This is a genomic window from Marinobacter sp. C2H3, from assembly GCF_037080155.1.
In the GTDB taxonomy this organism is placed as follows: domain Bacteria; phylum Pseudomonadota; class Gammaproteobacteria; order Pseudomonadales; family Oleiphilaceae; genus Marinobacter.
Window position 1 is genome coordinate 34,980 of the sequence record NZ_JBBBNZ010000007.1, and the last position, 26,225, is coordinate 61,204.

A 26,225-nucleotide genomic window follows, 5' to 3' on the forward strand; every position below is an offset into this window, starting at 1 on the left:
GGCGGTGGCCTGGTGCGAATGAAACACGTGAATAATAACGATGGAAAAGGAAAGGACTATGAAGAAGGCCCTGTTAACAGGATTGACCTCCGTAATGCTGGCCGGTGCCCTGAGCGCCCCGGTCTTGGCCCGCACCGTGGAAGGTGTGGATGTTCCTGAAACCTATCAGGTGATGGACCAGAATCTGACCCTGAACGGCGCGGGAACCCGCTCCAAGTGGTTCATGGACCTGTACGTGGGTGGGCTGTACGTACCCCAGGCGCAAAAGAACGGCGAGGCCATCATCAACGCCGATGAGCCCCAGGCCATCACCCTGCACATCATTTCCGGCCTGATCACCAGCGACCGCATGAGCGAGGCCACGCTGGAGGGCTTCGAAGCCTCCACCCACGGCAATCTGGCGCCGGTTCAGAGCGACATCGACCAGTTCATGGCGGTGTTCAAGGAAGAGATCAAGGAAGGCGACGTGTTTGATCTGGTCTACGTGCCCGGTGAAGGCGTTCGCGTATTGAAGAACGGCAAGCTGAAAGACACCGTGGGCGATCTGGCGTTCAAGAAGGCGCTGTTCGGCATCTGGCTGTCCGACAAGCCGGCCCAGGAAGACCTGAAGGAAGAGATGCTGGGCAAGAACTGATCTCCCGATCTCCGAATGAATACCCGGCTGACCGGTGTGTCGGTCAGCCGCCTCCCTCCGGCCGCCTCCCGGCCTCTTACAGGTACTCCCGCTTTTCCTTGAACTCGCACAGATCCTCAATGGGGCAAGCGCCGCATTTTGGCTTTCGGGCCGTACACACGTAACGGCCGTGCAGGATCAGCCAGTGGTGGGCGTCCAGCAGGAACTCCTTCGGCACCAGCCGCATCAGGCGTTTTTCCACTTCCAGCACCGTTTTGCCCGGGGCGATGCCGGTACGGTTGGACACCCGGAAAATATGGGTGTCTACCGCCATGGCGGGCTGGCCGAAGGCGGTGTTCAGCACGACATTGGCGGTTTTCCGGCCGACCCCCGGCAGGGCCTCAAGTTCGGCTCGGGATTGCGGTACCTCGCTGCCGTGTTGCTCGATCAGGATTCGGCAGGTCTTGATGATGTTTTCGGCCTTGCTGTTGAACAGCCCGATGGTGCGCACGTAGGTTTTCAGACCATCGACCCCCAGGGCCAGGATCGCCTCTGGTGTGTTGGCCACCGGATAGAGCTTGTCGGTGACTTTGTTGACGCTGACGTCTGTGGCCTGGGCGGACAGGATCACGGCAATCAGCAGCTCGAAAGCGTTGCTGTAGTTCAGCTCCGTGGTCGGGGTCGGGTTGGCCGCCCGTAGACGGCTGAAAATCTCGGTGCGTTTTTGCTTGTTCATGGCGGTGCTCTTGGCAATCAGATTGAACGGAACGAATCAGTGGGCCGCGTCAGGCTACCGGGCCGGTAACGCGCACCCGTTTACCTCCGGTGGCGGCTTTCTCTGTGGCGACGCGTTCTGGACGGGCCGCCAGCCGGCCGTCTATGACGTTTTTCAGGGCGATCAGCAGGCCCAAACCGAGAAACGCTCCCGGCGGCAGTACCATGAACAGAACGTTGGGGTAGTCTGCGAAGGGCGTCAGCGTCCAGTCCGCTGCCGCCGGCCCGAGCAGCAGGTCCATGTCTCGCAACAACGTTCCCTGGCCCACCAGTTCCCGCAGGCCGCCGAGCACGATCAGCACCGCCAGGAAACCGAGGCCGTTCATGGTGCCGTCCAGCAGGGCCAGCCCCGGTGGCTGGCGGGAGGCAAAGGCATCCGCCCGCCCGAGAATGGCGCAGTTGGTGACGATCAGCGGAATGAAGATGCCCAGGATCTGGTACAGGGGGTAGGCGAACGCCTGCATGAGCAGCTCCGCGCAGGTCACAAACGAGGCAATGATCATCACGTACGCCGGCAGCCGGACCGCTGTGGGTACGTAGTGTCGGATCAGCGAGACAGCCAGGTTCGAGCCCATCAGCACCATCAGCGTGGCCAGGCCCAGGCCCAGGGCATTGACGACCGTACTGGTCACGGCCAGCAGCGGGCAGAGCCCGAGCACCTGGACCAGGGCGGGGTTGTTGTTCCAGAGACCATCGCGGATGACGGTCCCTGCGGTGGGCGTGGGGGCGTCGCTCATGGGTCGGAGGCCTCCGGTGGCGGTGTGGTGTCTGTTGCGTCAGGCTGGCCGCCCGGGGCATTCAGGCGCGCCAGAATGGCCGGCCGTTGGTCACGCACGTACAGCAACGCATTGTGTACAGCAGCCACCACCGCTCGGGGCGTGATGGTGGCGCCGGTAAACTGGTCAAACACGCCGCCGTCCTTGCGGACGTGCCACTGGTTGGGTGTGGTGTTGTCCAGGGAGCGGCCAACAAAGCCCTCGACCCAATCGGATTTCCGGACCTCGATCTTGTCTCCCAGGCCCGGCGTTTCCTGGTGCCGGGTCACGCGTACGCCCAGCAGCGTGCCGTCGGGATCAACGCCCACCAGCAGCCGGATGTTGCCGGAGTAGCCGTCCGGCGCGGTTACCGGCAGCACCATGGCGGTGGGGCTGCCCCCGTCCCGGGCAACCCAGGCGATGATGGGCCCACCGGTTCCAATGGCCGGGCTGGCCGGCAGGGTGACGGTGTCCTGCAGCAGGCGCCCGGCCCGATGCTCGCCGGGAACGATGTCCAGCAGGGCCTGGGCCTCGGCTTTGGCGGCCTGGGTGCGGATGCGGTCGGCGGTCAGCGACTGGGTCACGGCAATCGCCCCGCCGGTGACCGCCGCAAACAGGGCGAGGCCGATGGCGCTGCGGATCACGGACTGTTTGAGGCTGGCGGCGCGTTCCGTCATGGCGCCTCCCCGGAGCGGCCGGACAAGCCGCGGGCGGCTTTTCGGTGTCCGAAGGTGCGCGGCGGCGTGTAGTAATCAATCATTGGAACCGCGAAATTCATCAATAGCACGGCAAAGGCGACCGCGTCCGGGTAGTTGCCCCAGGTGCGGATGCAGAACAGCAACACGCCGATACCGGCGCCGTAGATCAACCGTCCACGGACGCTGGTGGCGGCGGACACCGGATCGGTGGCGATGAAAAACGCCCCGAGCATGGTGGCGCCGGACAGCAGTTGAAGCGACAGCCCGTCCAACGACAGCGGCGCGCTGCCGAACATCAGCGTCATAAGCGCCAGGGCCGCCAGCAGGGCCGCGGGAATGGGCCACTGGATCACCCGCAGCGCCAGTAGGCCGACGCCGCCCGCCAGGAAGGCCAGGTTCACCCACAGCCACGCGGTGGCCTGGCCTGCGCCGGCGATGGTACTGGCATGGCGGGCGGCATCCAGGGGCGTGGCCATGGTCCAGCCGTCCGGGGCCGCCTGGGGGGCTGAGAACATCCGGGCCAGTGTGTCGCCGAGCCCCGGGGCCTGGTCAAGGCCAACGGCGGCGGCCCAGTTGGTGGTCATCGCCACAGGGAACGACACCAGTACGAGGGCATAGCCCACCATGGCCGGATTGAACGGGTTGCTGCCCAGGCCACCGTAAAGCTGCTTGGCCAGAACGATGGCCGCGATCACCGCCACCAGGGAGACCCACCAGGGTGCAAACGGCGGCAGTGATAATCCGAGCAGCAGCCCGGTTACCGCGGCGGTGGAATCGGTGAGGGTGCGCCGCACCGGCTTGCGGCGCAGCGCCAGCACGGCCGCCTCCGCCAGCATCGCGGTGATCACGCAGAACACCACGTTGATCAGGTTGCCCCAGCCAAACCAGCCGGTCTGCACCATAAGGCCCGGAAGCGACGCCGCAATGACCCAGCGCATCACCGTGGCCGTCGAGCGGGCGCCTCGGGCGTGCGGGGCCCGCACAGAGCCGGGAGACTGGGACGTCATCATCACCATTGCTGCATCCGTTAGTCCTGTGTGGGCGATTGGTCGCCGGGGCTGGCCGAGGCTGTCTTCTGCGCGTTCACCGCTTTGTCAGCCCGGGCACGCTTACGGGCCAGGGCCTGCTGCACCAGAGCGGCCTTGGCGGCCCGATCGTCGGGTTGGGGTGCGGCCGCTCCGTTGGCCTTTCTGGCCTGGGCTTCAGCGGCGGCGCGGGCCCGCTCCTGCCGGCGCTTTTCCTTCTCGAGGCGCTCCCGTTCCAGACGCGCCTGGCGCGCCTCAAAGCGCTCACGGGCCTGATCTGCCCGCTTCTGATCGTCCCGCCTCTGGCGAAGCTCGCCCTTGGCGTGGCGGTAATGCTGCACCAGAGGAATGGCACTCGGGCAGACGTAGGCGCAGGCGCCGCACTCAATGCAATCAAACAGGTTGAGGTGTTCTGCCTTGTCGTACTCCCCGGATTTGGCGTGCCAGAACAACTGCTGGGGAAGCAGCGTCATTGGGCAGGCGCTGGCGCATTCGCCGCAGCGGATGCAAGGCTGTTCAATAGCCGGCTGTCCAAACTCACCCGGAGCCACGGCGATCACGCAGTTGCTGGTTTTGGTGACCGGGACCGCATCCGTGGCCAGGGCAAACCCCATCATGGGGCCGCCCATCACCAGCCGCTCCAGGTTGTCGGCACGCAGCCCGGCGCCCGCCATCAGGTCCGCCACCGGCGTGCCGATCAACGCCTCCACGTTACCGGGTTCGGCAAGGGCGGTTCCGGTCAGGGTGATGACCCGGGAGATCAGCGGATGGTCCTGCAGCACCGCCTGCCCGACCGCCAACGCGGTACCCACATTCTGGCAGACAACGCCAACCTCCGCCGGCAGCCCGCCGCTGGGCACCTCACGGCCCGTCAGTATCCGGATCAGTTGCCGCTCGCCTCCGGAAGGGTACAAGGTGGGTACGGCCACCACCTCGATTCCGGCGAAGCGGGCGGCGTCGGCCATAGCCGCAATGGCCTCGGGTTTGTTGTCTTCAATGCCCACGACGGTTCGGGCCGGCGACAGTAGCCATTGCAGCACAGCGATGCCGGCCACCACGTCGGCGGCCCGTTCGCGCATGGTGCGGTCGTCGGCGGTGATGTACGGCTCACACTCGGCGCCGTTCACAATGAGCGTGTCAATGGGGCGCTGCCGTCCGCCCGTGAGCTTCTCGTGCGTCGGGAAGCCGGCGCCGCCGAGGCCGGCAATGCCCGCGTCCCGGATACGGGCCAGAACCGCCTCCGGGCCTCGCCGTTGATAGTCGGGCCAGGGTTCACGATGACGCCAGCGGTCATCGCCGTCTGGCCGGAGGATCAGGCAGAGGTCATCCAGCCCGGAGGGGTGCGGCACGGGATGCTGGGCGATGGCGTCAACGGTGCCGGATGTCGGCGCGTGTACGGGCACGCCTCGACCGCCGTCCAGATCCGCCAGCCGGTCGCCCTTGAGCACCGTTTGGCCAACCGTTACCCGCACTGACGCTGGCTGGCCCACGTGTTGCTGCAGGGGCAGTATCAGCCGGTCGGGCAGGGCAGCGACGCGTAGGGCGCGGGCATTGGAGAGGGCTTTGCGCTCGGGCGGGTGGATGCCGCCGGGAAAGGTCCAGAGCCGTGTCATGGCAGGCTCGCCTCCGGCCGCTCATTCCGGGCCTGGGTGAGTGACGGGCGCCGGTCCGTGGCAATCAGCGCGGGCTCCGGCGGCAGCCAGTTGCGGATGTCCGTATCGACGGTGATCATATCAATACAGTCCACCGGGCAGGGCTCCACGCACAGGTCGCAGCCGGTGCACTCCTGTTCGATGACGGTGTGCATGTGCTTGGCCGCGCCCAGGATGGCGTCCACCGGGCAGGCCTGGATGCATTTGGTGCAACCGATGCACTCGTCTTCGCGGATCACCGCCACGCGGCGTGCCTGGGCGACGCCGTGCTCGGCGTCGAGTGGCTGGGGCTCGACATCGAGCAGGTCCGCCAGGGCGGCGATGGCGCTGTCGCCTCCCGGCGGGCACTTGTTGATCGCGTCGCCGTCGGCAATGGCCTCGGCGTAGGGGCGGCAACCGGGATAGCCGCACTGGCCGCACTGGGTCTGGGGCAGGAGGGCGTCAATGTCGTCCACCAGGGCGTTGCCTTCCACCCGGAACCGGTCGGCGGCAAAGCCCAGCAGGGCGCCAAAGATGGCAGACAGGGCCAGCAGCACGCCTACGGCAATGATCACGCTCGTCCACATGGTTGCCTCCGGAACGTCAGACCGACACCAGCCCGGTGAATCCCAGGAACGCCAGGGACATCAGCCCGGCGGTGACCATGCCAATGGCAGCACCCCGGAAGGCCACCGGCACGTCGGACACGGCGATGCGCTCGCGCATGGCGGCGAACAGCACCAGCACCAGGGAAAAACCGACGGCGGCGCCGAAACCGTAGAGCACGGACTCCACGAAATTGTGATGCTTGTTGAGGTTCAGCAGGGCCACGCCCAGCACCGCGCAGTTGGTGGTAATGAGCGGCAGGAAGATGCCCAGCACCCGGTACAGGAGCGGGCTGGTTTTGCGCACCACCAGCTCGGTGAACTGGACCACCACGGCGATCACGAGAATGAAGGTGATGGTGCGCAGGAACTCGAGCCCCAGCGGCGCCAGCAGGTAGGTGTACGCCAGGTAGCTGCACACCGAAGACAGGGTCAGCACGAAGGTGGTGGCCAGGGACATGCCCATGGCCGTCTCCAGTTTTCCGGAAACGCCCATGAACGGGCACAGCCCGAGGAACTGCACCAGCACGAAGTTGTTGACCAGTATGGTGCTGACGAGAATCAGCAGGTACTCCGACATAACGCTCCCGGTGTCTGTGCACCCGTCCCGGCGGCGGCCGTTACATCACCCGCATGCCCGGGGTGGCGCCGGCGTCCGGGGACAGGATGAAGATGTCCTTGCCGCCCGGGCCGGCCGCCAGCACCATGCCCTCGGACACGCCGAATTTCATCTTGCGGGGCTTGAGGTTGGCCACCATCACCGTCATCCGGCCCTTGAGCTGGTCCGGCTCGTAGGCGGACTTGATGCCGGCGAACACCTGGCGCTGGCCTTCACCCAGATCCAGGGTCAGCCGCAGCAGCTTGTCCGCGCCCTCAACCCGCTCGGCGTCCACAATCTTGACCACCCGCAGGTCCACCTTGGCGAAATCGTTGAACTCGATTTCCTCGGCGATGGGCTCGATGGCGGCTTTCGCGGGCTGCCCGGTCGCGGCAGGCAGCTCTTCCTTGGAAGCCTCCAGCATTTTTTCGATCTGCGCCATGTCCACCCGGTTCATCAACGGCTTGAAGGTATCAATGCCATGGCTTTCCAGCAGATCGGCCCGGCCGTTCCAGTCCAGCGTGGTCTTCAGGAAGGCTTCGGAGGCCTTGGCCGTCTCGGGCAGCACCGGCGACAGGTAGGTCATCAGCAGGCGGAACATGTTGAGGGCGTTGGTGCAGATGGCGTGCAGGGCGTCCTCCTGGCCTTCCTGCTTGGCAATCACCCAGGGCTGCTCGTCGTTCACGTACTGGTTGGCAATGTCCGCCAGCTCCATGATACGGCGCATGGCCCGGCCGAATTCCCGGCTCTCGTAGTGGCCTTCGATCTCCGCGCCCGCGTCGATGAATTCCCGCAGCTTGTCGGTCTCGGTCACCGTGCCCAGTTGGCCATCGAACCGTTTGGCGATAAAGCCCGCGCAGCGGCTGGCAATGTTGACCACCTTGCCGACCAGGTCCGAATTGACCCGGGCAGCGAAGTCCTCAAGGTTCAGGTCCATGTCGTCCACGCTGCCAGTGAGCTTGGAGGCAAAGTAGTAGCGCAGGTACTCCGGGTTCAGGTGGTCCAGGTAGGTGCGGGCCATGATGAACGTGCCCCGGGACTTGGACATCTTCTTGCCGTTAACGGTGACGAACCCGTGGGCCCAGACCGCCGTGGGCGTGCGCAGGCCAGCGTCGTGCAGCATGGACGGCCAGAACAGGGCGTGGAAGTTAATGATGTCCTTGCCGATGAAGTGGTACACCTCGGCGGTGGAGTCGGCGCGCCAGAAGTGCTCGAAATCGATGTTTTCCCGGTTGCACAGGTTCTTGAAGCTGGCCAGGTAACCGATGGGGGCGTCCAGCCACACATAGAAGTACTTGCCCGGGGCGTCCGGAATCTCAAAGCCGAAGTAGGGCGCGTCCCGGCTGATGTCCCATTCCTGCAGGCCGGCGTCGAGCCATTCCGCGAGCTTGTTTGCCACCTGGGGCTGCAGGGTGCCGCTGCGGGTCCACTCGGTCAGGAAGTCCTGGAAGTCCGGCAGGCGGAAGAAATAGTGCTCGGACGTCTTCTCCACCGGCGTGGCACCGGACACCGCGGACCGGGGGTTGATCAGCTCCGCCGGGGTGTAGGTGGCGCCGCAGGCCTCGCAGTTGTCGCCGTACTGGTCGTCGGTCTTGCACTTGGGGCAGGTGCCCTTGATGAACCGGTCCGCCAGGAACATCTCTTTTTCCGGATCGTAGAACTGGGTGATGTTCCGGGTGGCGATGTGGCCGTTTTCCTTGAGCTTGCGGTAGATGTACTCGGAAAAGTGCCGGTTTTCCTCGGAATGGGTGGAGTAGTAATTGTCAAAACGGATGTGGAACCCGGCAAAATCCGCCTGGTGTTCCTGGCGGATCCGGTCGATCAGCTGCTCGGCAGTAATGCCCTCGCGCTCGGCCCGCAGCATGATGGCGGTACCGTGGGCGTCGTCGGCGCAGACGTAGTAGCAGTTGTTACCGCGCAGGTTCTGGTAACGCACCCAGATGTCGGTCTGGATATACTCCAGCAGGTGCCCGAGGTGGATGGGCCCGTTGGCGTAGGGCAGGGCGCTGGTAACCAGAATGTCGCGCTGTGGCGTGCTCGCTTGCGTCATGATGCTGTCCGAACCTTGTCGTCGATCTGGATGGGCCAGGGGGCTGATAACGCACCCGCGTTGATTGCGGCCGGTGCCGACCCCATATGGTCAGAAACGGGCACAGATGATACCTTCCGGCCAACGAATTTTCACCTGCGATGCCGCGCCTGTCCGCTGGTGCCCTGAGGCGACCATCATAACCGATTCCGGAGACCCCCGATGACCCAGATTCCCCAGCCGGCCCTGGAAGCCGCCGTTCGTGAGTACCGCGACCCGTACCTCAACAAGGATCTGTTTGAACTCGGCGCCGTTCGCCGGCTGGCGTCTGACGCCGACGGCCGGGTGAGCCTGGCGGTGGAGCTGCCTTACCCGTCTGCGGGCATTGCCGGCGCGCTGCGGCAGATTGTCAGCAACGCACTGGAGAACGTTGACGGCGTGACCGACGTCAACGTGGACGTCAGCCAGCGCATCCACGCCTGCAAAGTGGTCAAAGACCTGCCGGCGGTGCCCGGGGTCAAGAACATCATCGCGGTGGCCTCCGGCAAGGGCGGCGTCGGCAAGTCCACGACGGCCGTCAACCTGGCCCTGGCGTTGAAAGCCGAGGGCGCTCGTGTGGGGCTGCTGGACGCGGACATCTACGGCCCGTCCATTGGCATGATGCTGGGGGTCCCAGAAGGCAAGCGTCCGGACACCCGGGAGAACAAGTACTTTGTGCCCATGGAGGCCCACGGCCTGCAGGCCAACTCCATGGCGTTCGTGACCACCGACAAGACGCCAATGGTCTGGCGCGGCCCGATGGTCAGCGGTGCCGTGCTTCAGTTGCTCCAGCAGACCCTGTGGGACGAGCTGGACTACCTGGTGATCGACATGCCCCCGGGCACCGGTGATATCCAGCTTACCCTGGCCCAAAAGGTGCCGGTGACCGGCGCGGTCATCGTGACCACGCCCCAGGACATTGCCCTGCTGGACGGCAAGAAGGGCATCGAGATGTTCCGCAAGGTGGACATCCCGGTCCTTGGCGTGATCGAGAACATGAGCGTGCACATCTGCTCCAACTGCGGCCACGAGGAGCCTCTGTTCGGCCACGGCGGCGGCGAGCGCATTGCCGCCGAGTACCAGACCACGCTGCTGGGCCAACTGCCCCTGCACATGACCATCCGCGAGCAGACCGACAGTGGCCGGCCGTCGGTGGTGGCCGAGCCGGATTCGGAAGTGGCGCGCCGGTACCGGGACATCGCCCGCCGCGTGGGCGCCGAGCTGTCCACCCGGGAGCGCAACCTGGGCGGCACCATTTCCAGTGTCTCCGTGACCGCCCACTGAGCGGCTCGTCCCTTCGACAGGGCCCTGGCGAAGGGGTAAACTACGCGGCACTTTTCCGCAGACGATTCCGCACCACATGAGACTTCACCGATGAGCATCAAATCCGACAAGTGGATCCGCCGGATGTCCGAGCAGTACGGCATGATCGAACCGTTCGAGCCCGGCCAGGTTCGCGATGCCGGCCAGGGCCGCGTCATTTCCTATGGCACGTCCAGCTACGGGTACGACGTGCGTTGCAGCAACGAGTTCAAGATCTTCACCAACGTGCACAGCGCCACGGTGGACCCGAAGAACTTCGATGAGAACAGCTTCGTCAACTACACCGGTGACGTCTGCATCATTCCGCCCAACAGTTTCGCACTGGCCCGTACCGTCGAGTATTTCCGGATTCCCCGGAACGTGCTGACCATCTGCCTGGGCAAGAGCACCTACGCCCGGTGCGGCATTATCGTGAACGTTACGCCGCTGGAGCCGGAGTGGGAAGGCCAGGTGACCCTGGAGTTCTCCAACACCACCAACCTGCCGGCCAAGATCTACGCCAACGAGGGTGTGGCGCAGATGCTGTTCTTCGAATCCGATGAGGTCTGTGAGACCAGCTACAAGGATCGGGGCGGCAAATACCTGGGCCAGACCGGCGTCACGCTGCCCCGGACATGAACGCCAACCAGTTTCTCAAGGCCGTCGGTCAGCTCCAGGGATGGCGGGAATACGCGTACCTGCTGGCCCTGGCCGAGCGGGCGTTTCCCAACTACGCCCTGTTTGCCGACGCGGTGGGCCTGAAGACCGGGGCCAAGATGCGCCAGTTGCTGGACCAGGCCTGGGATCTATTGCAGACCGGCAGCCGGGATACCGCCATTCCCCAGATGCTGACCCGTCTGGAGGCGCTGTCGCCCGACGTGGACGACTACGACGCCTACGGCGTGTACCCGGCGTTTGACGTCTGCCAGCTGGTGGAGCAGGCCCTGCTGAATCGCCTGAACCCCAGTCGGCACCGGGCGACCGACGCGACCCTCCTGGCCACCGGCACCGTGATGCAGTTTATCGAGGTGTCTGAAGGGGAAGGGCTGGAGGAGGACGGCCTGGTGCGGCTGCTGGAACAGCACCCGCTGATGAAGGAAGACAAGCAGTTCCAGCGCACGCTGGTGCTGGAACTCAAGCGTCAGCGCACGCCGGTGCAGGCGTTTGTTGACGAACTCAAAGCGCTGGCGGCCAACGAGGGCGTCAGCAACCTGGGGATCAGCCTCGAGGGATAACCCGCCCATGAAACTGTCCGCCTTTGCCCGCAAGCTCACCGCCGACGCCGGCATCACCTCGTTGATGGACGACCTGGGCAACGCCATGGCCTCAGGGGACGACCTGATCATGATGGGCGGCGGCAATCCCGGGCACATTCCAGAGGTGGCGGATCGCATCCGGGAGATTCTGGCGGGCATCAGCCAGAACGATGAGGACATTCGTCGGCTGGTCGGCGTTTACGACCCGCCCCAGGGCGAAAAGCGCTTCATCAGCGCCCTGGTGGACCTGCTGAACCGGGAGTACGGTTGGGGCCTGACGCCGGACAACATCGCCCTGACCAATGGCAGCCAGGCGGCGTTTTTCATGCTGTTCAATATGTTCGGCGGCGAAGACGGCGAGGGCGGACACCGGCACATCCTGCTGCCCCTGGCGCCTGAGTACATCGGCTACGCGGACGCGGGCATCGCCCCGGAGCTGTTCCGGGCCAACAAGCCGGAGATTACCTACACCGGGGAGCACGAGTTCAAGTATCGGGTGGATTTCGACGCCCTGGACGTCACGGACCAGACCGGGGCAATCTGCGTGTCACGGCCGACCAATCCCACCGGCAACGTGATTACCGACGAGGAACTGGCTCGCCTGGAATCGCTGGCGCGGCAGCACGACATTCCCCTGATTGTGGACGGCGCCTACGGCACGCCGTTCCCCAGTCTGCTGTTCACCGACGCCGCGCCCACCTGGAACGAGCAGATCATCCTGTGCCTGAGCCTGTCCAAACTCGGGCTTCCGGCGGCCCGGACCGGCATTGTGATTGCCTCGGCGCCGGTGATCCGGGCGCTGTCGGGGATGAACGCCATACTCAACCTGGCCACCGGCAGCTTTGGCGCCGTGCTGGCGGAACCGCTGGTCCGGTCTGGAGAGATTCTGCGGCTTAGCCGGGATGTGGTGTGCCCCTTCTATCGCCAGAAGATGGTCAAAGCGGTCGCGGTCTTTACCGAAGCAATGGCAGGGGCCGACTGTCCGTGGTACGTGCACCGGCCCGAGGGTGCGATGTTCCTGTGGCTGTGGTTCCCCGGCTTGCCCATCTCCAGCCTGGAGCTGTACCGGCGTCTCAAAGCCCGGGGCGTGCTGGTGGTGTCAGGCCACTATTTCTTCCCGGGGTTGTCCGGGGAGGATGCCGGCTGGGCGCACCAGCGCGAGTGCCTGCGGGTGACCTATTCCCAGGACGATGACCGGGTTGCCGACGGGCTTCGCATCATCGCCGACGAGGTTCGGGCGGTTACCGCCCAAGCTGAGCGTCCTTGAGGCGCAGCTCGTAGCGTTCGCCGTCCGGCTCCACCTGGAGCAGGCGCATCAGCAGGAAGGCCCGTTCCGGGTCAAACCAGAGGTAGGTCTGGCGCTTGGCGTCGGCCTCGCGCACTTTTTCCGCTTTCACCAGCCCTGAATCCCCTGCCGGATCGTCAACCACCGCAAACCGGGTATCGTCGTACTTGCCGTGATCGATCACCTGGTAGGTCACATCACGCTTGCCGCGCCGAAGGTCTTGACGCAGTTGCAGTTGGTAGCCCAGAGGATCAAGGGTGCCCGGCTTGAGGGGCAGTCGGAAGGCCTTGCCTTTTGCTTCACCGGTGGCGACGCCGGCGGACCAGTCGAAATCGATGGTTTCGCTGCGATCGCGAATGAACAGGCCGGACAGCCGATAGCGGTAAGTGATCGGAATCACCCGGTCGTCTTCCCACTTGAGCACCAGGGATTCGTGGATGTCGGCAACGAACGACGAGACGTCGGTCTGATAGAGCCAGACCCCGTTGCCGGAATCCGTGAGTTTGCGGGTGCCGCTGCCGTTCAATGCCAGGCCTTTTTCCACGGCGGCGGTGTAGGTGGCTGAAAAGGGTGACAGCGCCTGGGGTTCGCTGGCCGCCGGCGCGCTGTCGGCGCTGGCCAGGCCGGGCGCCAGCGCCAGCACCAGTAGCAGGCCTCGGAATCCGTGGTGTGCTCTGGTACTTGGCATGGCCGGGTCCTCTCAGCTGGCGGGCAGGATCAGTGGCGCTCTCAGTGGGGCGCCGTCAAACAGTACGCCGTCCGCGCCCAGCTGGATGCGGCCCTCGCAGAACCAGCGCAGAACAACGGGGTAGAGCACGTGTTCCTGAGCCTGAACTTTCTCGGCCAGGGTGTCGGCGGTATCGTTTGGTTCGATGGTGACCTCAGCCTGGGCGATGACGGGGCCGCCGTCCAGTTCCTCGGTCACAAAATGAACCGATGTGCCGTGCACCCGGTCGCCCGCGTCGAGCGCCCGTTGGTGGGTGTTCAGGCCCGTATAGCGGGGCAGCAACGAGGGGTGTACGTTCAGCATCCGGCCCCGGAAGGCGCGGACAAAATCGGTGGTGAGGATGCGCATGAACCCGGCCAGAACGATGACGTCGGGGTCCCGCCGGCGGATCTCCGCCATCAGTTGCGCATCGAACGCCTCCCGGCTGTCAAACCGGGTGTGGTCCACGACAAAACTCTCGATGTTGGCCTGGCCGGCCCGCTCCAGGGCGAAGGCGCCCGGGCGGTTGCAGCCAACGGCAATGATCTGTCCGGGAAAATCCCGCTCTCGGCTGGCGTCAATCAGGGCCTGGAGGTTGGACCCCTGGCCGGACGCCAGCACGAGGATGCGGGGCAGGGGCGCCGGGTCTGCCTTCATGCCGACAGCAGTCCCGGTGCGTAGCGCACTTTCGCCTCGGCGTCGGGCTGGTCGGCGCTTTCAATCAGTCCAACCTGCCAGACGGTTTCGCCCATGGCGTTCAGGGTGTCAATGGCCAGGTCCTTCTGGTTGGCAGGAACGCACACGATCATGCCGATGCCGCAGTTGAAGGTTCGGTACATTTCCTCCATGGCCACGCCGCCGGCGGCGCGCAGCCATTCGAAGACCGGGGGCAGGGACCAGCTGTTGGTGTCGATGGCCGCAACGGTGCCGTTCGGCAGCACCCGGGGAATGTTCTCGGGCAGGCCACCGCCGGTAATATGGGACAGGGCGCGCACGTCCACTTCCCGGATCAGTTGCAGCAGGTTTTTCACATAGATGCGAGTGGGTGCCATCAGTGCGGTGGCCAGGTCGGTGCTGCCGACGGTCTGGCTCAGGTCCGCGTTGCTGATTTCCAGAATCTTCCGGATCAGCGAGTAGCCGTTGGAGTGGGGGCCTGATGAACCGAGGGCGAGCAGGACATCACCGGGCTGCACGTGACTGCCATCGATGATTTCATTGCGTTCAACCACGCCCACGCAGAAGCCCGCCAGGTCATAGTCTTCGCCTTCGTACATGCCCGGCATCTCGGCCGTTTCGCCACCCACCAGCGCGCAGCCGGCCTGCTCGCAGCCTTCGCCAATGCCGGCCACCACCTGGGCGGCAACATCCACGTTCAGTTTGCCGGTGGCGTAGTAGTCCAGGAAGAACAGCGGCTCGGCGCCGCCGACCACCAGGTCGTTCACGCACATGGCAACCAGGTCAATGCCGATGGTGTCGTGGCGCTGCAACTGCATGGCGAGGCGCAGCTTGGTGCCAACGCCGTCGGTTCCTGACACCAGGACCGGCTCGTTGTAGCCGGGAGGGATGGCCACCATGGCGCCAAAGCCGCCGAGGCCACCCAGAACCTCCGGACGCCGCGTACGAACGGCCGTCTCCTTGATGCGATTGACCAGTTCGTTGCCGGCGTCGATATCCACGCCCGCATCGCGGTACGTCAGGGAGGGCTTGTGTTCGCTCATGGTTAGCAGACCGTTGGCAGTAGTGGGACAGGCGGCGGATTTTAACAGCTACTCACGGTATAGGCCATGGTGTATCCTATGCGCCATCCATGCCAACACCAGGGTGATTCATGTCAGTATCCGGACAAGACGCGGCAGGGTGGCTCGGCCGGGCCATACGCCCTTTGACCGTGTGCCTAAGCCTCTGGGCCGCAGCGTTTTCTGCCCAGGCCGTGACCGTGCCTGATCTGTATTCGGTGGATGTGCCGGTCGAAGGGACCAGCACAGGCGACCTGGCCGCCGGCTATGCGGAAGGGCTTCGCCGGGTTCTGGTGCGCGTCTCCGGCAGCCGTGATGTGCTCGCTAACGAAGGTATCGACGGCCTGTTGGGCAACGCCGAATCCCTGTTGCTGTCCTATCAGGTGGTGCGGGGCGACGATGGCCAGGACCGGCTGAAAATGAGTTTTGGCGCGGTCGGTGTGAACCAGGCCCTGGCCTCGGTAAACGCGCCGGTCTGGGGCGCAAACCGCCCGTTGACGCTGGCCTGGGTCGCTGTGGAAGACGGTGGTAGCCGGCAATTGGTCACGGGCGCACCTGGCGGTGCGGACCCGGCTGGCAACACCGGTGCCCCGGTGACCAGCGCCGACAGTTGGCGCCAGGCGCTGCAGTCAGCGGCGCGGGTGCGCGGCCTGCCGGTGGCGTTCCCCCCGGCGGCCATGTCAGAAGACCGAAACCTGTTGTCGGAAATCTGGGGGCAGTTTGCGGACCGCCTTCGGACGGTCGACGGAGCACCTGAGCACGATGCCATGGCGCTGGTACGGGTTAGCCGTTCCGGCGGGCAGTGGCGGGCCGGCTGGGTGTTCGACGGCATGTCCATGAACGACGGCGAATCGACGGTGACCGCCGACAGCCGGGATGGCCTGGCCCAGGCCCTGATTGACCGGTGGGCGGATCGCTACGCCCAGCGTTACGCGGTAGCCGCCGGCGATGTGGGTGACCTGCCCAAGGTGGATATTGTCATTGATGGCGTGCAGTCGGTCGCCGATTACGGCAAGGCCGTCTCACTGCTGGATGCGCTCACACCGGTGAAATCGGTGGGAGCCTCCCGGGTTCATGGCAACACCCTGACCCTGCAAGTGGCGTTTTCCGGCGAGTTGGAGCAGCTCAAACGCTACATGGCGCTGGATACCCGCTTTGTGCCCCAGGAGGCACCGGCAGCGGAGCCTGCGCCGGTCCCGAGCGCGCCGGAAGGCACCGGAACGGGCGATGACTCCGCTTTCGGTTCCCTGTACCCGGTGCTGCACTACCGCTGGCAGGCGGCGCCGACGGTGACCGCCGGGCCGGCTGCCGACGACGCTGGTGACGCCCGCCAAGCGCAACCGTAACGCCGGGCGGATGGCCCGGTGACTGGCGAGACTGGAGGGAGCCTTGTGAGATCGCAACGCTGGCGCTGGATTCCCAATGCCCTGACGTTTCTGCGCATCGTCCTGATCATTCCCTTCGCAGGTTCTCTGCTGGCCGAACACTATCGGCAGGCGCTGCTGATCTTCGGCGCTGCCGCGATTACCGATGCCGTTGACGGGTTCCTGGCTCGACATTTCGGCTGGCGCTCCCGGGTCGGCGCGATTGCCGATCCGCTGGCGGACAAGGCCCTCCTGATCACCTCCTACCTGATGCTGACCCTGACCGCGGTGCTGCCGGTGTGGCTGTTCCTCGTGGTGCTCGCCCGGGATCTGCTGATTGTGGGCGGGGCGCTGGCCTACCACGTGGGCATTGGCCGATACGAGATGGCGCCCAGCCTCCCGGGCAAGATCAACACCCTGGTGCAGATCCTGGTGGTGCTCTCCATCATCATCCTGCTGGCGGACTGGCCCATGCAGCCCTGGGTGGTGGATGTGGGCATCGCGCTGGTGACCGTATCCGCGGCCGTCAGTGGCGGCCATTACCTGTGGGTCTGGGGGCGGAAGGCTTGGAAGGAAACGCGACCATGATGGCGTCACAGCTCAGCCTTGGGGTCCGGCTGCGAGACGACGCCCGGTTTGATAATTTTCACGGCGACCGAAACCAGGCGGTGGCTGCCCGTCTCCGGCTGGCCTGCGAACAGCCTCTGGGGTTGCCGGTGATCACGGTGTGTGGTGTCTCGGACACTGGCAAGAGCCATCTGCTCCAGGCCGCCTGCCATCACATCGAAGCGACCGGGCAGACCGCGGTCTGCATGAGTGTGGGTGAGCTCATGCCTTTTGGCCCAGAGTCACTGGCGGGACTCGATGCCCAACGGTTGGTGTGCCTCGACGATCTGGATAGGATTGCCGGGGATGCCGCCTGGGAGGAGGCGGTGTTCCATTTGTACAACCGCGTGCACGACCGGGGCAATCTGCTGCTGGTGGGGTTGTCGGAGGTGCCGTCGGCGCTGCCGTTTGGCTTGCCCGACCTGGTATCCCGGCTGGCTCACGGGCTGCTGCTGCGGCTGGAGCCCTATCAGGACGCCGACCGCGAGCGTATTCTCCAGGCCCGGGCCGAGCAGCGCGGCCTGATGATGTCGGACGACGTTGCCGGGTTTATCCTCCGGCGCGCGCCACGGCGCCTCGGCGACCTGCTGGCGCTGCTGGACGTGCTGGATGAAAACTCACTCCAGGCCCAGCGCCGGCTGACGATTCCGTTTGTAAAAACCGTGATGGGCTGGTGAACCGCCAGCCCACGATCCAGGGAACGACGGCCAAGCGCCCGACCGAGGCAGCGGCCCACGACGACGAAGGGGAGAAACGACATGAGACGGGTTGTGTTCAATCAAAAAGGCGGTGTCGGCAAGTCCAGCATCACCTGTAACCTGGCGGCCATCAGCGCGGCCCGGGGCAAGCGAACGCTGGTGGTGGACCTGGACCCCCAGGGCAACTCGACCCATTATTTGCTTGGCCGTCCCGCCAGTGAGCTTAAAGACACTGTCGCCGACCTCCTGGAGCAAACCGTTGCCTTTACGGTGTTCAACCGTCGCCCCGACGAATTCGTGCACGCGACCCCGTTTGACGGGCTGTTCGTCATGCCCTCCAGCCCGGAGCTGGACTTTCTTGAGCGCAAGCTTGAGGCCAAGCACAAGATCTACAAGCTTCGGGAGGCCCTGAAGAAACTGGGCGAGAGCTTTGATGCCATTTATGTGGACACGGCGCCGGCGCTGAATTTCTACACCCGCTCGGCGCTGATCGCCGCCCAGCGCTGCCTGATTCCCTTCGACTGCGACGATTTCTCCCGCCAGGCCCTGTACAACATCCTGGGGGAAATTCGCGAGCTTCAGGAAGACCACAACAGCGAGCTGGTGGTAGAAGGCATCGTTGCCAACCAGTTCCAGCCCCGCGCCAGCCTGCCGCGCCAGTTGGTCCGGGAATTGACCGAAGAGGGACTGCCGATGCTGCCGGTGCGGCTGTCCAGTTCGGTCAAGATGAAGGAATCTCACCAGAGCCGGCAACCTCTGATCCACATGGCTCCGAACCATCCGCTGACCCGCCAGTACCAGGATCTCTACCGGGTGCTGCACGGCGAGTCTGTGGATGTGGAGCCGCTGACCGAATAGGGAGCCCCATGAGCCAGACCCCCGAGTCTATGCTGTCCGACGTCGCCGATAGCCTGCTGCGCATTGAAATGGCCCTGCGCCAGTTGGACGCCTGGGCGTCGTCACCGCCGCCGGACGAGGCGTTCGAGAGCGATCAGCCGTTCTGCATTGACACCATGGCCTTTCCCGAATGGCTGCAGTTTGTGTTCCTGGTGCGCATGAAAGTACTGGTGGAGCAGGGAGGCCCACTGCCGGCGGTCTCCGGCATTGCGCCGATGGCAGAAGAGCACTTCCGAAGCCGGCCTGAATCCGGTGATGCCCTGGTGCGGGCGCTGGCCGAAATGGACCGGCTGCTGTCCGAGCCGTCCTGAGGCGGGCGGCCCGGACGGTCCGGGCATCAGTTCAGGCGCATGGACAGGTCCGTGGCCCGAAGGTGCTTGGTCAGAGCGCCGATGGAAATGTAATCCACGCCGGTCTCCGCCACCGGTACCAACGTCTGCTCATTGATGTTCCCCGACGCTTCGAGCTTCGCCCGGCCGGCGGTCTGCGCCACGGCGGTGGTCATATCCGCCAGGCTGAACTCGTCCAGCATGATGATGTCCGCGCCGGCGCTCAGGGCCTGATCCAGTTCATCGAGGTTCTCCGTTTCCACTTCCACTGGCCGGCCCGGCCCAATCCGCCGGGCCTCTGCCACCGCCGCGCCGATGGAACCACAGGCGGCAATGTGATTTTCCTTGATCAGAAAGGCGTCCCACAGCCCGATCCGGTGGTTGTAGCAGCCGCCGCAGGTGACCGCGTACTTTTCCGCCATCCGCAACCCGGGCAGAGTCTTGCGGGTGTCCAGCAGGCGCACCTTGGTGTGGGCAACCTGCCGGGCATAGCTGGCGCAGGCGGTGGCAACGCCGGATAGGGTCTGCAGCCAGTTCAGGGCGGTTCGCTCGGCGGTCAACAGGCTACGGGCTGGACCTTCGAAGGTAAACAACACCTGGTCTGGCACCACCGTCTGGCCATCTTGCACCTGCCAGTGCAGTACCACCGTATCGTCCACCTGCCGGAACACTTCCTCTACCCAGCGTCGGCCAGCGATGACCGCCGCTTCCCGGGTAATCACCCGTCCGGTGGCGCGGGCCTCGGGGGCAATCAGGCGGGCGGTGATGTCGCCGTCGCCAATGTCTTCCCGAAGGCTCAGGGCAACGGATTCGATGCGGGATTGGCGGAGCAGTTCATCGTTGAGCATGGCGATAGTCCGTGGCGGTTGTCGGTGGCGTGAAGCTCAGCGCAAACCGGGCCCTACGCCAAATGTGGGATCGCCTCCGGGGAGGGCGGGGCCTGATTGTAAAGCGCCGCGCCATGAACGCCAAGCCGGTTTCCCGGCTCGGGCGCGGCTCTCTGGAGCGGTGAAAGTGTGAACTGCGTCCGCACGACACAAAAGGTGACAAAATCTGACACAAGGTGACGCACTGAGGACCTACTATGCTCGTAGTAATCGACGAGAACGGCATCGTCTGAATCCGGGAGTAACGAGATGGCAAAGGACAACAACGTGGTCCGCATGACGGGAGGCCAGGGCGCTGGCCGGCCGGCGTTGCCGGCGTCGCTCGTACGTTTGCGTGACGCATCCGGTCAGTCTCTGCGACAGATCCTCGCCGGGTTGTTCGACGGCGCCGACGATGCCCTGTTCGAGCTGGCGGACCGGGCCGCATCCAATCAGGACCAGAATGCCTACTTCGATGCGATGCGCGAGCTGCGCCTGCGTCGCAAGGCTATGGTGGTGTCCCTGCTGCAGTCCGTCTCCCGGGCTTTCAACGAGCTGGGTCGCCCTGGCAAGGCTGAGGCATCGGGCGCCTTGGAGCAGATCGACAGCGATGCCCTGAGCCTGATGGACAACGAAGCGATGGAGCAACAGGTGGCCATCGATAACCTGGCCAACAAGTTGCGCAACCGCTACCAGGATGCCATTCAACTGCTGACCGCCCGGTTCCGCCATTTAATGCCGGGGTTGAGCCTGTCCGATAAAGCCCTGCCCCTGGGGCCGGACGTGCTCTGTGCGGCGGTGGCCGACGCCTGTTCCGATCTGGACATCGACATCCGCGCCAAGCTGGTGGTCCTGAAGCTCTTCGATCGGACGCTGACCGAGCAGCTCGCCGGTTTCTACCGGGACGCCAACCAGATTCTGGTAAACGAGGGCGTGCTGCCTGAGATGAAACGCCCCCCTGTGACCGGCCGTCCCGGCGCGGGTTCCGGCAGTCCCGTCCAGCGGCCCGCCACCGGGGAGGCTGCTGCATCGCAGGATGAAGCGGCGGCGTCCGCTGGCGGCACTACCCAACCGACCTTCAACGAACTGGCAGCCCTGCTGCATCAGCACACCGGCAGCGACAACCTGGGCTCAGCCGGCGGCATTCTGCTGGATACGGACCGGTTGATGGCCCGGCTTAGCTCCGTGCAGGTGCAGGCGGCCAGGTTGCAGCCGGGGCAAGTGGTGTCCCTGGGCGAGCAACTGCGGCCGGTGTTCCGGAACGAGCAGGGCGAGGCCCTGAAAGTCGGGCAGGTGGACAGTGACGTGATCAACCTGGTGTCCATGCTGTTTGATTTTATCCTGGAAGACCGGCAGCTCCACGGCACCATGAAGGCCCTGATCGGTCGCCTGCAGATTCCGGTGCTGAAGGTGGCGCTGAGCGATCGCAATTTTTTCAATCGGGGCGGCCACCCGGTTCGCAAATTGCTGAACGAGCTGGCGCTGGCGGCCATTGGCTGGAGCGAAAAGCGCGCCGGCCAGCGTGACCCCCTGAAGGAAAAAATCGAGGAAGTGGTCACCCGCGTGCTCAGCGAGTACGCCACCGATGTGTCCCTGTTTGAGACCCTGCTGAGGGATTTCCAGCACTTCATGGACCTGGATCGCCGCCGCCGGGAGCTGATCGAGCAGCGCCTGCGGGACGCCGAGGAAGGCCGCGCCCGCCAGGAGCAGGCCATCGAATCCACCGCCGAGGTGGTTCGCCCGCTGGTGGCAGGGCACGACCTGCCCGAGTCGGTCCGGACCCTGCTGGAAGAGCCCGGCAGTCGCTACCTGCAATGGCTGCACCTGCGGGAGGGCACGGAAACCGCCCGCTGGCCGGAGGCGTTGGCGTTGATGGAGCGCCTGGCCTGGAGCGTGGACCCACGCCCGATCGGTCCGGATACCCGGGCAGAGCTGCTCCGTGCCATCCCCGGCCTGGTGGACGACCTTCGCGCCGCCCTGCAGGAAATTGCCTGGGACCCGTTTGCTACCGACGCCCTGATCCGGGATCTGGAACTGGCGCATGTGGATGTGTTCCAGCGGCTGCTGACCACAGCGCCGGCGCCGGCCGCTACGGAAGCCGAGCCGGAATCGACCGTACCTGAACCCATGGCCTTGCAGTTCCCAGAGGCGCCTGCTGAGGGAACCGTTCCCGAGACCGTTGAGGCGAAGGCTGACGAACCGCCGGTGGCCGCTGCCAAATCCGCACCGGTTTCTGAGAGAGCCGCACCGGTTGATGAGCGAGCCACGCCGGTTGTTGCCGAAGCCTCCGCGACGGCGGCGGATACCGCACCGGTCAGTGCTGCCCAGCCGTCCCCTGCGCCGGAATGGCTGGCCCGGGCTGATGCCCTGCGGGTTGGCTCCTGGCTGGAGCTCAGCCGCACGGACACCCGGGTTCGGTGCAAGCTGGCGGCCGTGATCAAAGCGACCGGCAAGTACATCTTCGTGAATCGGGGCGGCGCCAAGGTGGCCGAGTACTACCGGGATGATCTGGCCTGCGCCCTGGCTGCCGGCGAGGTGTCCGTTCTGGACGACGGCCTGATTTTCGACCGGGCACTGGAGTCCATCATCGATAACCTCAGAAGCAGCCGGCGCGACTGAGCCCGTGGCAAGGCGCCGGCGTTTGTGATTCAATCTGCCGAATCCATACGCCGAGCGCCGGAACGTGCCTTGTCAGATTCATTGCCCTCTTCTCCCGTAGTCCCAACTGCCGGCCCGAGCGCCGGCGACATTGCCCTGATTCGCGATCAGGGGCGCCTGCCGGGCGCCCGATGGTGTGGGTCCCCCAATTTTGGTGCCCGTCCCGAGGGGGCTGAGATCAGCCTGCTGGTGGTGCACAACATCAGTCTGCCGCCCGGGGAATTCGGCGGTCCGCACATCGAGGCGTTCTTCCAGAACCGGCTGGACGCCTCGGCCCATCCCTATTTCCAGGAAATTGCCTCGCTGCAGGTGTCCGCCCACGGGCTGATCCGCCGCAACGGCGAGCTGGTGCAGTTTGTCAGCTTGCTGGACCGGGCGTGGCACGCGGGCCGCTCCTGTTTCGAGGGGCAGGAGGAGTGCAACGATTACTCCATTGGCATCGAGCTTGAGGGCGCGGACGACGTGCCCTACACCGATGCGCAATATCATCGCCTGGCGGACATGGCGGTGGCTGTGATGACGGCCTGGCCGGCCATCACCCCCGAGCGCATGACCGGCCACTGCGACGTCGCCCCCGGACGCAAGACCGACCCGGGCCCGGCTTTCGACTGGCCGCGATTTCGTCGTCTGGTGCGTGAGCGGCGCGGGGCCGTGGAAGAACACGGAGCAGCGGCTGGAAAAGGCGGGGTGCGGTCATGACGCTGCTGGTGTTTCTGCTCGCCTACCTGATTCGTCGCCGTCTTGATGCCGGCGGCCACTGGCAGTCCGAGCGCGTCTGGGCCGGCTGGTTCCGGCTGGTGCTGGTGGTGCTGCCGGACCGCGTGGGCAGATGGGCCGGCGTGCTGGTGGCCGCAGCTCTGCCGGCCCTGTTGGCCTTGTGGATTACGGGTGGTCTCGCCCATCGTGGCATTTGGTTGCTTTGGGTGCCGTTTGAGGTGCTCGTATTGGTGATGCTGATGGGCGCTCCGGGCTGGCGGGCGCCGCTGGGTTCCTACGTGGAGGCGTGGACCCGGGGTGACATGCAGGCGGCGTGGCACCACGTACGTGATCGCCTGCCGGCGGATGAACGGGGCTCAGCGCTGTCGCCGGACGCCATGCACCGGTCCCTGTGCCGGGTGTACCTGGATTCCATGTTCTCCCGATTCTTCCTGGTCGCTTTCTGGTATGTGGTGGCCGGCTTGCCGGGGGCGGTGATGGCCCGCACGCTGGCCGGGCAATGGCCGGAACGAGGGCGCCGGGACGCCTTGCGCTGGCCGTTGCAGTTGGCGGGCTGGCTGCCCTTACGCCTGCTGTGCCTGACCTTTGGCCTGGCCGGTGATCTGTCTGGCTGGTTGCGAACTGCCGACCGGCGCTGGTTGGGCCTGCGAACATCGGCCGGCGACCTGCTGATGAGGGCCGCCAATGGTGCTCTGACCGGCTATGCGCTGGATCCGGCGCGGTTCCAGAAACTGCATCCGACGGAGTGGGCGGACTTTGGCGGCCGTAGTGTGGCGGCGATCCGGGACCTGCTCAACCGCTCCATGTTGATCTGGCTGTGCCTGCTGGCGTTGCTGGTGATTGCCGGGTTGATTTAGCGCTCCCCGATGTCGCGCGAACGGCAAAAGCGTACGAATCACCCGAAATAGTGATTAAGTTTTCCGCCCACCGGACGACAATATAAGTAACAACAAAATAAAGACCGTGCTGTTGGGTCTCCCCATTTCCGTCCGCGAGGGTGTCCGTGAAGCAGTTGATCAAGCCCGCCATTGCCCTGATGAATCGCCTGCCGATGGTGTACAAGTTCGGCCTCATCAGCGTCCTGTTCCTGCTGCCGATTGGCGGCCTGTCCTGGTTGGTCATCTCCGACCTGAACCGCTCGGTTGCCAACATCGAGCGGGGCATTGAAGGCCTGGACCAACTCCAGTCGGTAAACCGGTTGCTGGTGGCGTCCATGGCCTACCGGGATTACCGTGCACCGGCGGTGATCAAGGATGACGACGAACTCAAGGGACGCGCCAGCGACGCCGCCAAGGTCATCACCGAGGAGCTCAAGCGTCTTAAGGATGGCGCGGCGCGATTCGAGCGTTCGGAACTCTGGCGCCAGCAGTTGGATTCGGTCGCCAAGGCCTGGGCTGCGCTGGCCGCCGACGACAACTACCAGGGCAACATCGAGCCCCAGTTCAAGTACTACCAGGAATTTGTCCAGAGAGTCTCGACCCTGCCATCGGCGTTGGTACAGATCTCCGGACTGAGCCAGGAAGCGGCCCGGGCCAGCCGAGTGCTGCTGGGCCTGGTCAACAGTGATCTTCCGGACGCGCGCAGTGCCATCGGCGCGGCGCGGGCCTACGGTATTTTCGCGCTGACCGAAGGGCAGGTCGGCTACGCCCTGAGCGACGTGCTCAATGGCATCTACGACCGTTTGACCAATCAGGGTACCTTGCTGACACCGGCGCTGGCGGTTGCCCGGGACGCCTCCCCGATGCTCGCCGATTCCGCCGGCAATACTCTGGGTGCCGTCGAGGGTGCGTTGCCGGCGGTGCGGGATCTGCTGGATCAGCACGTTATCACCCCCATGCGTCTGGAGATGCCCTGGACCGAGTATGAACAGGCCATCAACGCCCAGCTCAAGGCCTTCGACGCCCTTACCAGCGCTGTTTTCGGCGTGGTCGGGGCCAACCTGGACGAGCGTCTGGCCAGCGAATCCGGTCAGAGAGCGGCGATCCTTGCGGCGTTGGTCGCGGTGTTGCTGGTGGTGGTCTATCTGTACCTGGGCTTCTTCATCTCCATGCGCACCGCGATCACCCGGTTCTCGGCCGCGGCCCGCCAGGTGGCAGCCGGCGACATGACCAGTCACGTGCTGATCCGTAACCGGGATGAACTGGGAGAGCTGACCGCCGAGTTCAACACGATGATCGACCGGATCGCCGAGCTGATCCGCTCGGTAACCCGAACGACCGCTGAGGTGGATCAGCAGGCGGTAAGGGTGAACGACACTGCCGCCGCCAACGCCGATGCCGTGGCCCGGCAGATGGCCGAAAGCGGTCAGATTTCCGAGGCCATGAATCAGATGGTGACGGCGGTGGCGGAAGTCACTGAGAGCGCCCACCGAGTGGCAGACAGTGCCGGCGCCGCTGAGCGCGAGACGGAAACCGGGCGCACCGTCGTGGCCGGCACGGTGGAGACCATTCATCACCTGTCCCAGGAAATTTCCGATGCGGTAGCGGTGATTCATCGGGTCAGCCAGGACAGCGACAACATCAGCCAGGTGCTGGTGGAGATCAAGGCGATTGCCGAACAAACCAACCTGCTGGCGCTGAATGCGGCCATTGAGGCCGCCCGGGCGGGCGAGCAGGGGCGTGGGTTCGCGGTGGTGGCGGACGAAGTACGTTCTCTGTCCCAGCGTACCCACAAGTCGACGGAAGACATTGAGGCGATGATTTCCCGGCTGCAGACCGGCGTGAAGGAGGCGGTGACCGCCATGTCCAACAGCCGGGCGGTGACCGACAAGACCGTCGCCAAGGCGTCGGAGGTGACCGAAGCGCTCGGCCGAATTGCCGACGGCATTGCGGTCATCGTCGATATGAGTCACCAGATTGCCCAGGCGGCCGAAGAGCAGTCGGCGGTATCCCGGGATGTGAACAGCTCCGTAGAGCAGATTGGCGAGTTGGGTCAGCGCACGGCGGGTAACGCAGAGGAAACCCTCGGCGCGTCCCGTGAGATGTCCCGCCTGACCACCGAGCTGCAAACGTTGGTCGAAGCGTTCAAGGTGTGATCGT

At 65.0% G+C, this 26,225-nt stretch carries 26 protein-coding genes; 14 read left to right on the forward strand and 12 right to left on the reverse strand.

The annotated features are described in order from the left end of the window. Positions 1-58: 58 nt before the first annotated feature. On the forward strand, positions 59-634 hold the full coding sequence (locus V3388_RS15700) for a chalcone isomerase family protein (protein ID WP_336368515.1): 576 nt from the start codon (positions 59-61) through the stop codon (positions 632-634). 76 nt (positions 635-710) lie between these two features. On the opposite strand, the gene nth is transcribed toward V3388_RS15700, so the two are convergent. From nth to metG, 8 genes are all read right to left on the reverse strand, one after another. Beyond that, positions 711-1,349 carry an endonuclease III gene (gene nth, locus V3388_RS15705; RefSeq protein ID WP_336368516.1) on the reverse strand — a complete coding sequence of 213 codons (639 nt, stop codon included), beginning with the start codon at positions 1,347-1,349 and terminating at the stop codon, positions 711-713. Between the two features lie 49 nt (positions 1,350-1,398). Continuing rightward, positions 1,399-2,124 (reverse strand): electron transport complex subunit E, encoded by a 726-nt coding sequence (locus tag V3388_RS15710; RefSeq protein ID WP_336368517.1) that lies wholly within the window; start codon positions 2,122-2,124, stop codon positions 1,399-1,401. Continuing rightward, positions 2,121-2,819, reverse strand: coding sequence for an electron transport complex subunit RsxG (rsxG, locus tag V3388_RS15715; protein WP_336368518.1), 699 nt, complete (start codon positions 2,817-2,819; stop codon positions 2,121-2,123). The genes V3388_RS15710 and rsxG overlap by 4 nt, the downstream gene beginning before the upstream one ends. Then, the gene (locus V3388_RS15720; protein ID WP_442915660.1) at positions 2,816-3,778 is read right to left on the reverse strand and encodes an RnfABCDGE type electron transport complex subunit D; all 963 of its coding nucleotides are present in this window, start codon (positions 3,776-3,778) and stop codon (positions 2,816-2,818) included. The genes rsxG and V3388_RS15720 overlap by 4 nt, the downstream gene beginning before the upstream one ends. Before the next feature lie 89 nt (positions 3,779-3,867). Further along, positions 3,868-5,478 carry an electron transport complex subunit RsxC gene (rsxC, locus tag V3388_RS15725; RefSeq protein WP_336368520.1) on the reverse strand — a complete coding sequence of 537 codons (1,611 nt, stop codon included), beginning with the start codon at positions 5,476-5,478 and terminating at the stop codon, positions 3,868-3,870. After that, a complete protein-coding gene (rsxB, locus tag V3388_RS15730) occupies positions 5,475-6,083 on the reverse strand; it encodes an electron transport complex subunit RsxB (RefSeq protein WP_336368521.1) in 609 nt (202 codons plus the stop codon). The genes rsxC and rsxB overlap by 4 nt, the downstream gene beginning before the upstream one ends. 16 nt (positions 6,084-6,099) lie before the next feature. Further along, positions 6,100-6,681, reverse strand: a complete 582-nt coding sequence (rsxA, locus tag V3388_RS15735; RefSeq protein ID WP_336368522.1) for an electron transport complex subunit RsxA — start codon at positions 6,679-6,681, stop codon at positions 6,100-6,102. A gap of 40 nt (positions 6,682-6,721) precedes the next feature. Beyond that, entirely contained in the window at positions 6,722-8,749 is a 2,028-nt protein-coding gene (gene metG, locus V3388_RS15740; RefSeq protein WP_336368523.1) for a methionine--tRNA ligase, read from the reverse strand. A 201-nt stretch (positions 8,750-8,950) separates the two neighbouring features. Between metG and apbC the strand changes: the two genes are divergently transcribed. The 4 genes from apbC to V3388_RS15760 all read left to right on the forward strand — a co-directional run bounded on the left by apbC (position 8,951) and on the right by V3388_RS15760 (position 12,592). Then, a complete protein-coding gene (gene apbC / locus V3388_RS15745) occupies positions 8,951-10,051 on the forward strand; it encodes an iron-sulfur cluster carrier protein ApbC (RefSeq protein WP_336368524.1) in 1,101 nt (366 codons plus the stop codon). Positions 10,052-10,141: 90 nt separating this feature from the next. Further along, entirely contained in the window at positions 10,142-10,708 is a 567-nt protein-coding gene (gene dcd / locus V3388_RS15750) for a dCTP deaminase (protein WP_336368525.1), read from the forward strand. Continuing rightward, positions 10,705-11,304: a YjaG family protein gene (locus V3388_RS15755; protein WP_336368526.1), complete on the forward strand. Its 600-nt coding sequence runs from the start codon at positions 10,705-10,707 to the stop codon at positions 11,302-11,304. The genes dcd and V3388_RS15755 overlap by 4 nt, the downstream gene beginning before the upstream one ends. 7 nt (positions 11,305-11,311) lie before the next feature. Beyond that, positions 11,312-12,592, forward strand: coding sequence for a valine--pyruvate transaminase (locus V3388_RS15760; RefSeq protein WP_336368527.1), 1,281 nt, complete (start codon positions 11,312-11,314; stop codon positions 12,590-12,592). Here V3388_RS15760 and V3388_RS15765 read toward each other — a convergent pair. The 3 genes from V3388_RS15765 to purM are packed head-to-tail and all read right to left on the reverse strand — an operon-like array spanning position 12,567 to position 15,034. After that, positions 12,567-13,298, reverse strand: a complete 732-nt coding sequence (locus V3388_RS15765) for a DUF3108 domain-containing protein (RefSeq protein ID WP_336368528.1) — start codon at positions 13,296-13,298, stop codon at positions 12,567-12,569. The genes V3388_RS15760 and V3388_RS15765 overlap by 26 nt on opposite strands. Positions 13,299-13,310: 12 nt before the next feature. After that, positions 13,311-13,973, reverse strand: a complete 663-nt coding sequence (gene purN / locus V3388_RS15770) for a phosphoribosylglycinamide formyltransferase (protein WP_336368529.1) — start codon at positions 13,971-13,973, stop codon at positions 13,311-13,313. Then, positions 13,970-15,034 carry a phosphoribosylformylglycinamidine cyclo-ligase gene (gene purM / locus V3388_RS15775; RefSeq protein ID WP_336368530.1) on the reverse strand — a complete coding sequence of 355 codons (1,065 nt, stop codon included), beginning with the start codon at positions 15,032-15,034 and terminating at the stop codon, positions 13,970-13,972. Before purM ends, purN begins: the two co-directional genes overlap by 4 nt. Before the next feature lie 218 nt (positions 15,035-15,252). Between purM and V3388_RS15780 the strand changes: the two genes are divergently transcribed. The 5 genes from V3388_RS15780 (at position 15,253) to V3388_RS15800 (ending at position 18,928) form a co-directional block, all read left to right on the forward strand. Then, positions 15,253-16,398 (forward strand): DUF2066 domain-containing protein, encoded by a 1,146-nt coding sequence (locus V3388_RS15780; protein WP_336368531.1) that lies wholly within the window; start codon positions 15,253-15,255, stop codon positions 16,396-16,398. 45 nt (positions 16,399-16,443) lie between these two features. Further along, complete coding sequence (locus V3388_RS15785) at positions 16,444-17,004, forward strand: CDP-alcohol phosphatidyltransferase family protein (RefSeq protein ID WP_336368532.1); 561 nt, start codon at positions 16,444-16,446, stop codon at positions 17,002-17,004. Further along, on the forward strand, positions 17,001-17,699 hold the full coding sequence (gene hda / locus V3388_RS15790; protein ID WP_336368533.1) for a DnaA regulatory inactivator Hda: 699 nt from the start codon (positions 17,001-17,003) through the stop codon (positions 17,697-17,699). The genes V3388_RS15785 and hda overlap by 4 nt, the downstream gene beginning before the upstream one ends. Positions 17,700-17,780: 81 nt before the next feature. Further along, positions 17,781-18,578 (forward strand): ParA family protein, encoded by a 798-nt coding sequence (locus tag V3388_RS15795; protein ID WP_336368534.1) that lies wholly within the window; start codon positions 17,781-17,783, stop codon positions 18,576-18,578. Between the two features lie 8 nt (positions 18,579-18,586). Then, positions 18,587-18,928: a YqcC family protein gene (locus V3388_RS15800; protein WP_336368535.1), complete on the forward strand. Its 342-nt coding sequence runs from the start codon at positions 18,587-18,589 to the stop codon at positions 18,926-18,928. A gap of 26 nt (positions 18,929-18,954) precedes the next feature. On the opposite strand, the gene nadC is transcribed toward V3388_RS15800, so the two are convergent. Continuing rightward, complete coding sequence (gene nadC / locus V3388_RS15805) at positions 18,955-19,794, reverse strand: carboxylating nicotinate-nucleotide diphosphorylase (RefSeq protein WP_336368536.1); 840 nt, start codon at positions 19,792-19,794, stop codon at positions 18,955-18,957. A 288-nt stretch (positions 19,795-20,082) separates the two neighbouring features. On the opposite strand from nadC, the gene V3388_RS15810 reads away from it, so the two are divergent. The 4 genes from V3388_RS15810 (at position 20,083) to V3388_RS15825 (ending at position 26,221) form a co-directional block, all read left to right on the forward strand. Further along, positions 20,083-22,431, forward strand: coding sequence for a DUF1631 domain-containing protein (locus tag V3388_RS15810; RefSeq protein ID WP_336368537.1), 2,349 nt, complete (start codon positions 20,083-20,085; stop codon positions 22,429-22,431). 129 nt (positions 22,432-22,560) lie between these two features. After that, complete coding sequence (ampD, locus tag V3388_RS15815) at positions 22,561-23,169, forward strand: 1,6-anhydro-N-acetylmuramyl-L-alanine amidase AmpD (RefSeq protein ID WP_336368632.1); 609 nt, start codon at positions 22,561-22,563, stop codon at positions 23,167-23,169. Continuing rightward, on the forward strand, positions 23,166-24,044 hold the full coding sequence (locus tag V3388_RS15820; RefSeq protein ID WP_336368538.1) for a histidine kinase: 879 nt from the start codon (positions 23,166-23,168) through the stop codon (positions 24,042-24,044). The genes ampD and V3388_RS15820 overlap by 4 nt, the downstream gene beginning before the upstream one ends. 179 nt (positions 24,045-24,223) lie before the next feature. Next, positions 24,224-26,221, forward strand: a complete 1,998-nt coding sequence (locus V3388_RS15825; RefSeq protein WP_442915661.1) for a methyl-accepting chemotaxis protein — start codon at positions 24,224-24,226, stop codon at positions 26,219-26,221. Positions 26,222-26,225 lie beyond the last annotated feature (4 nt).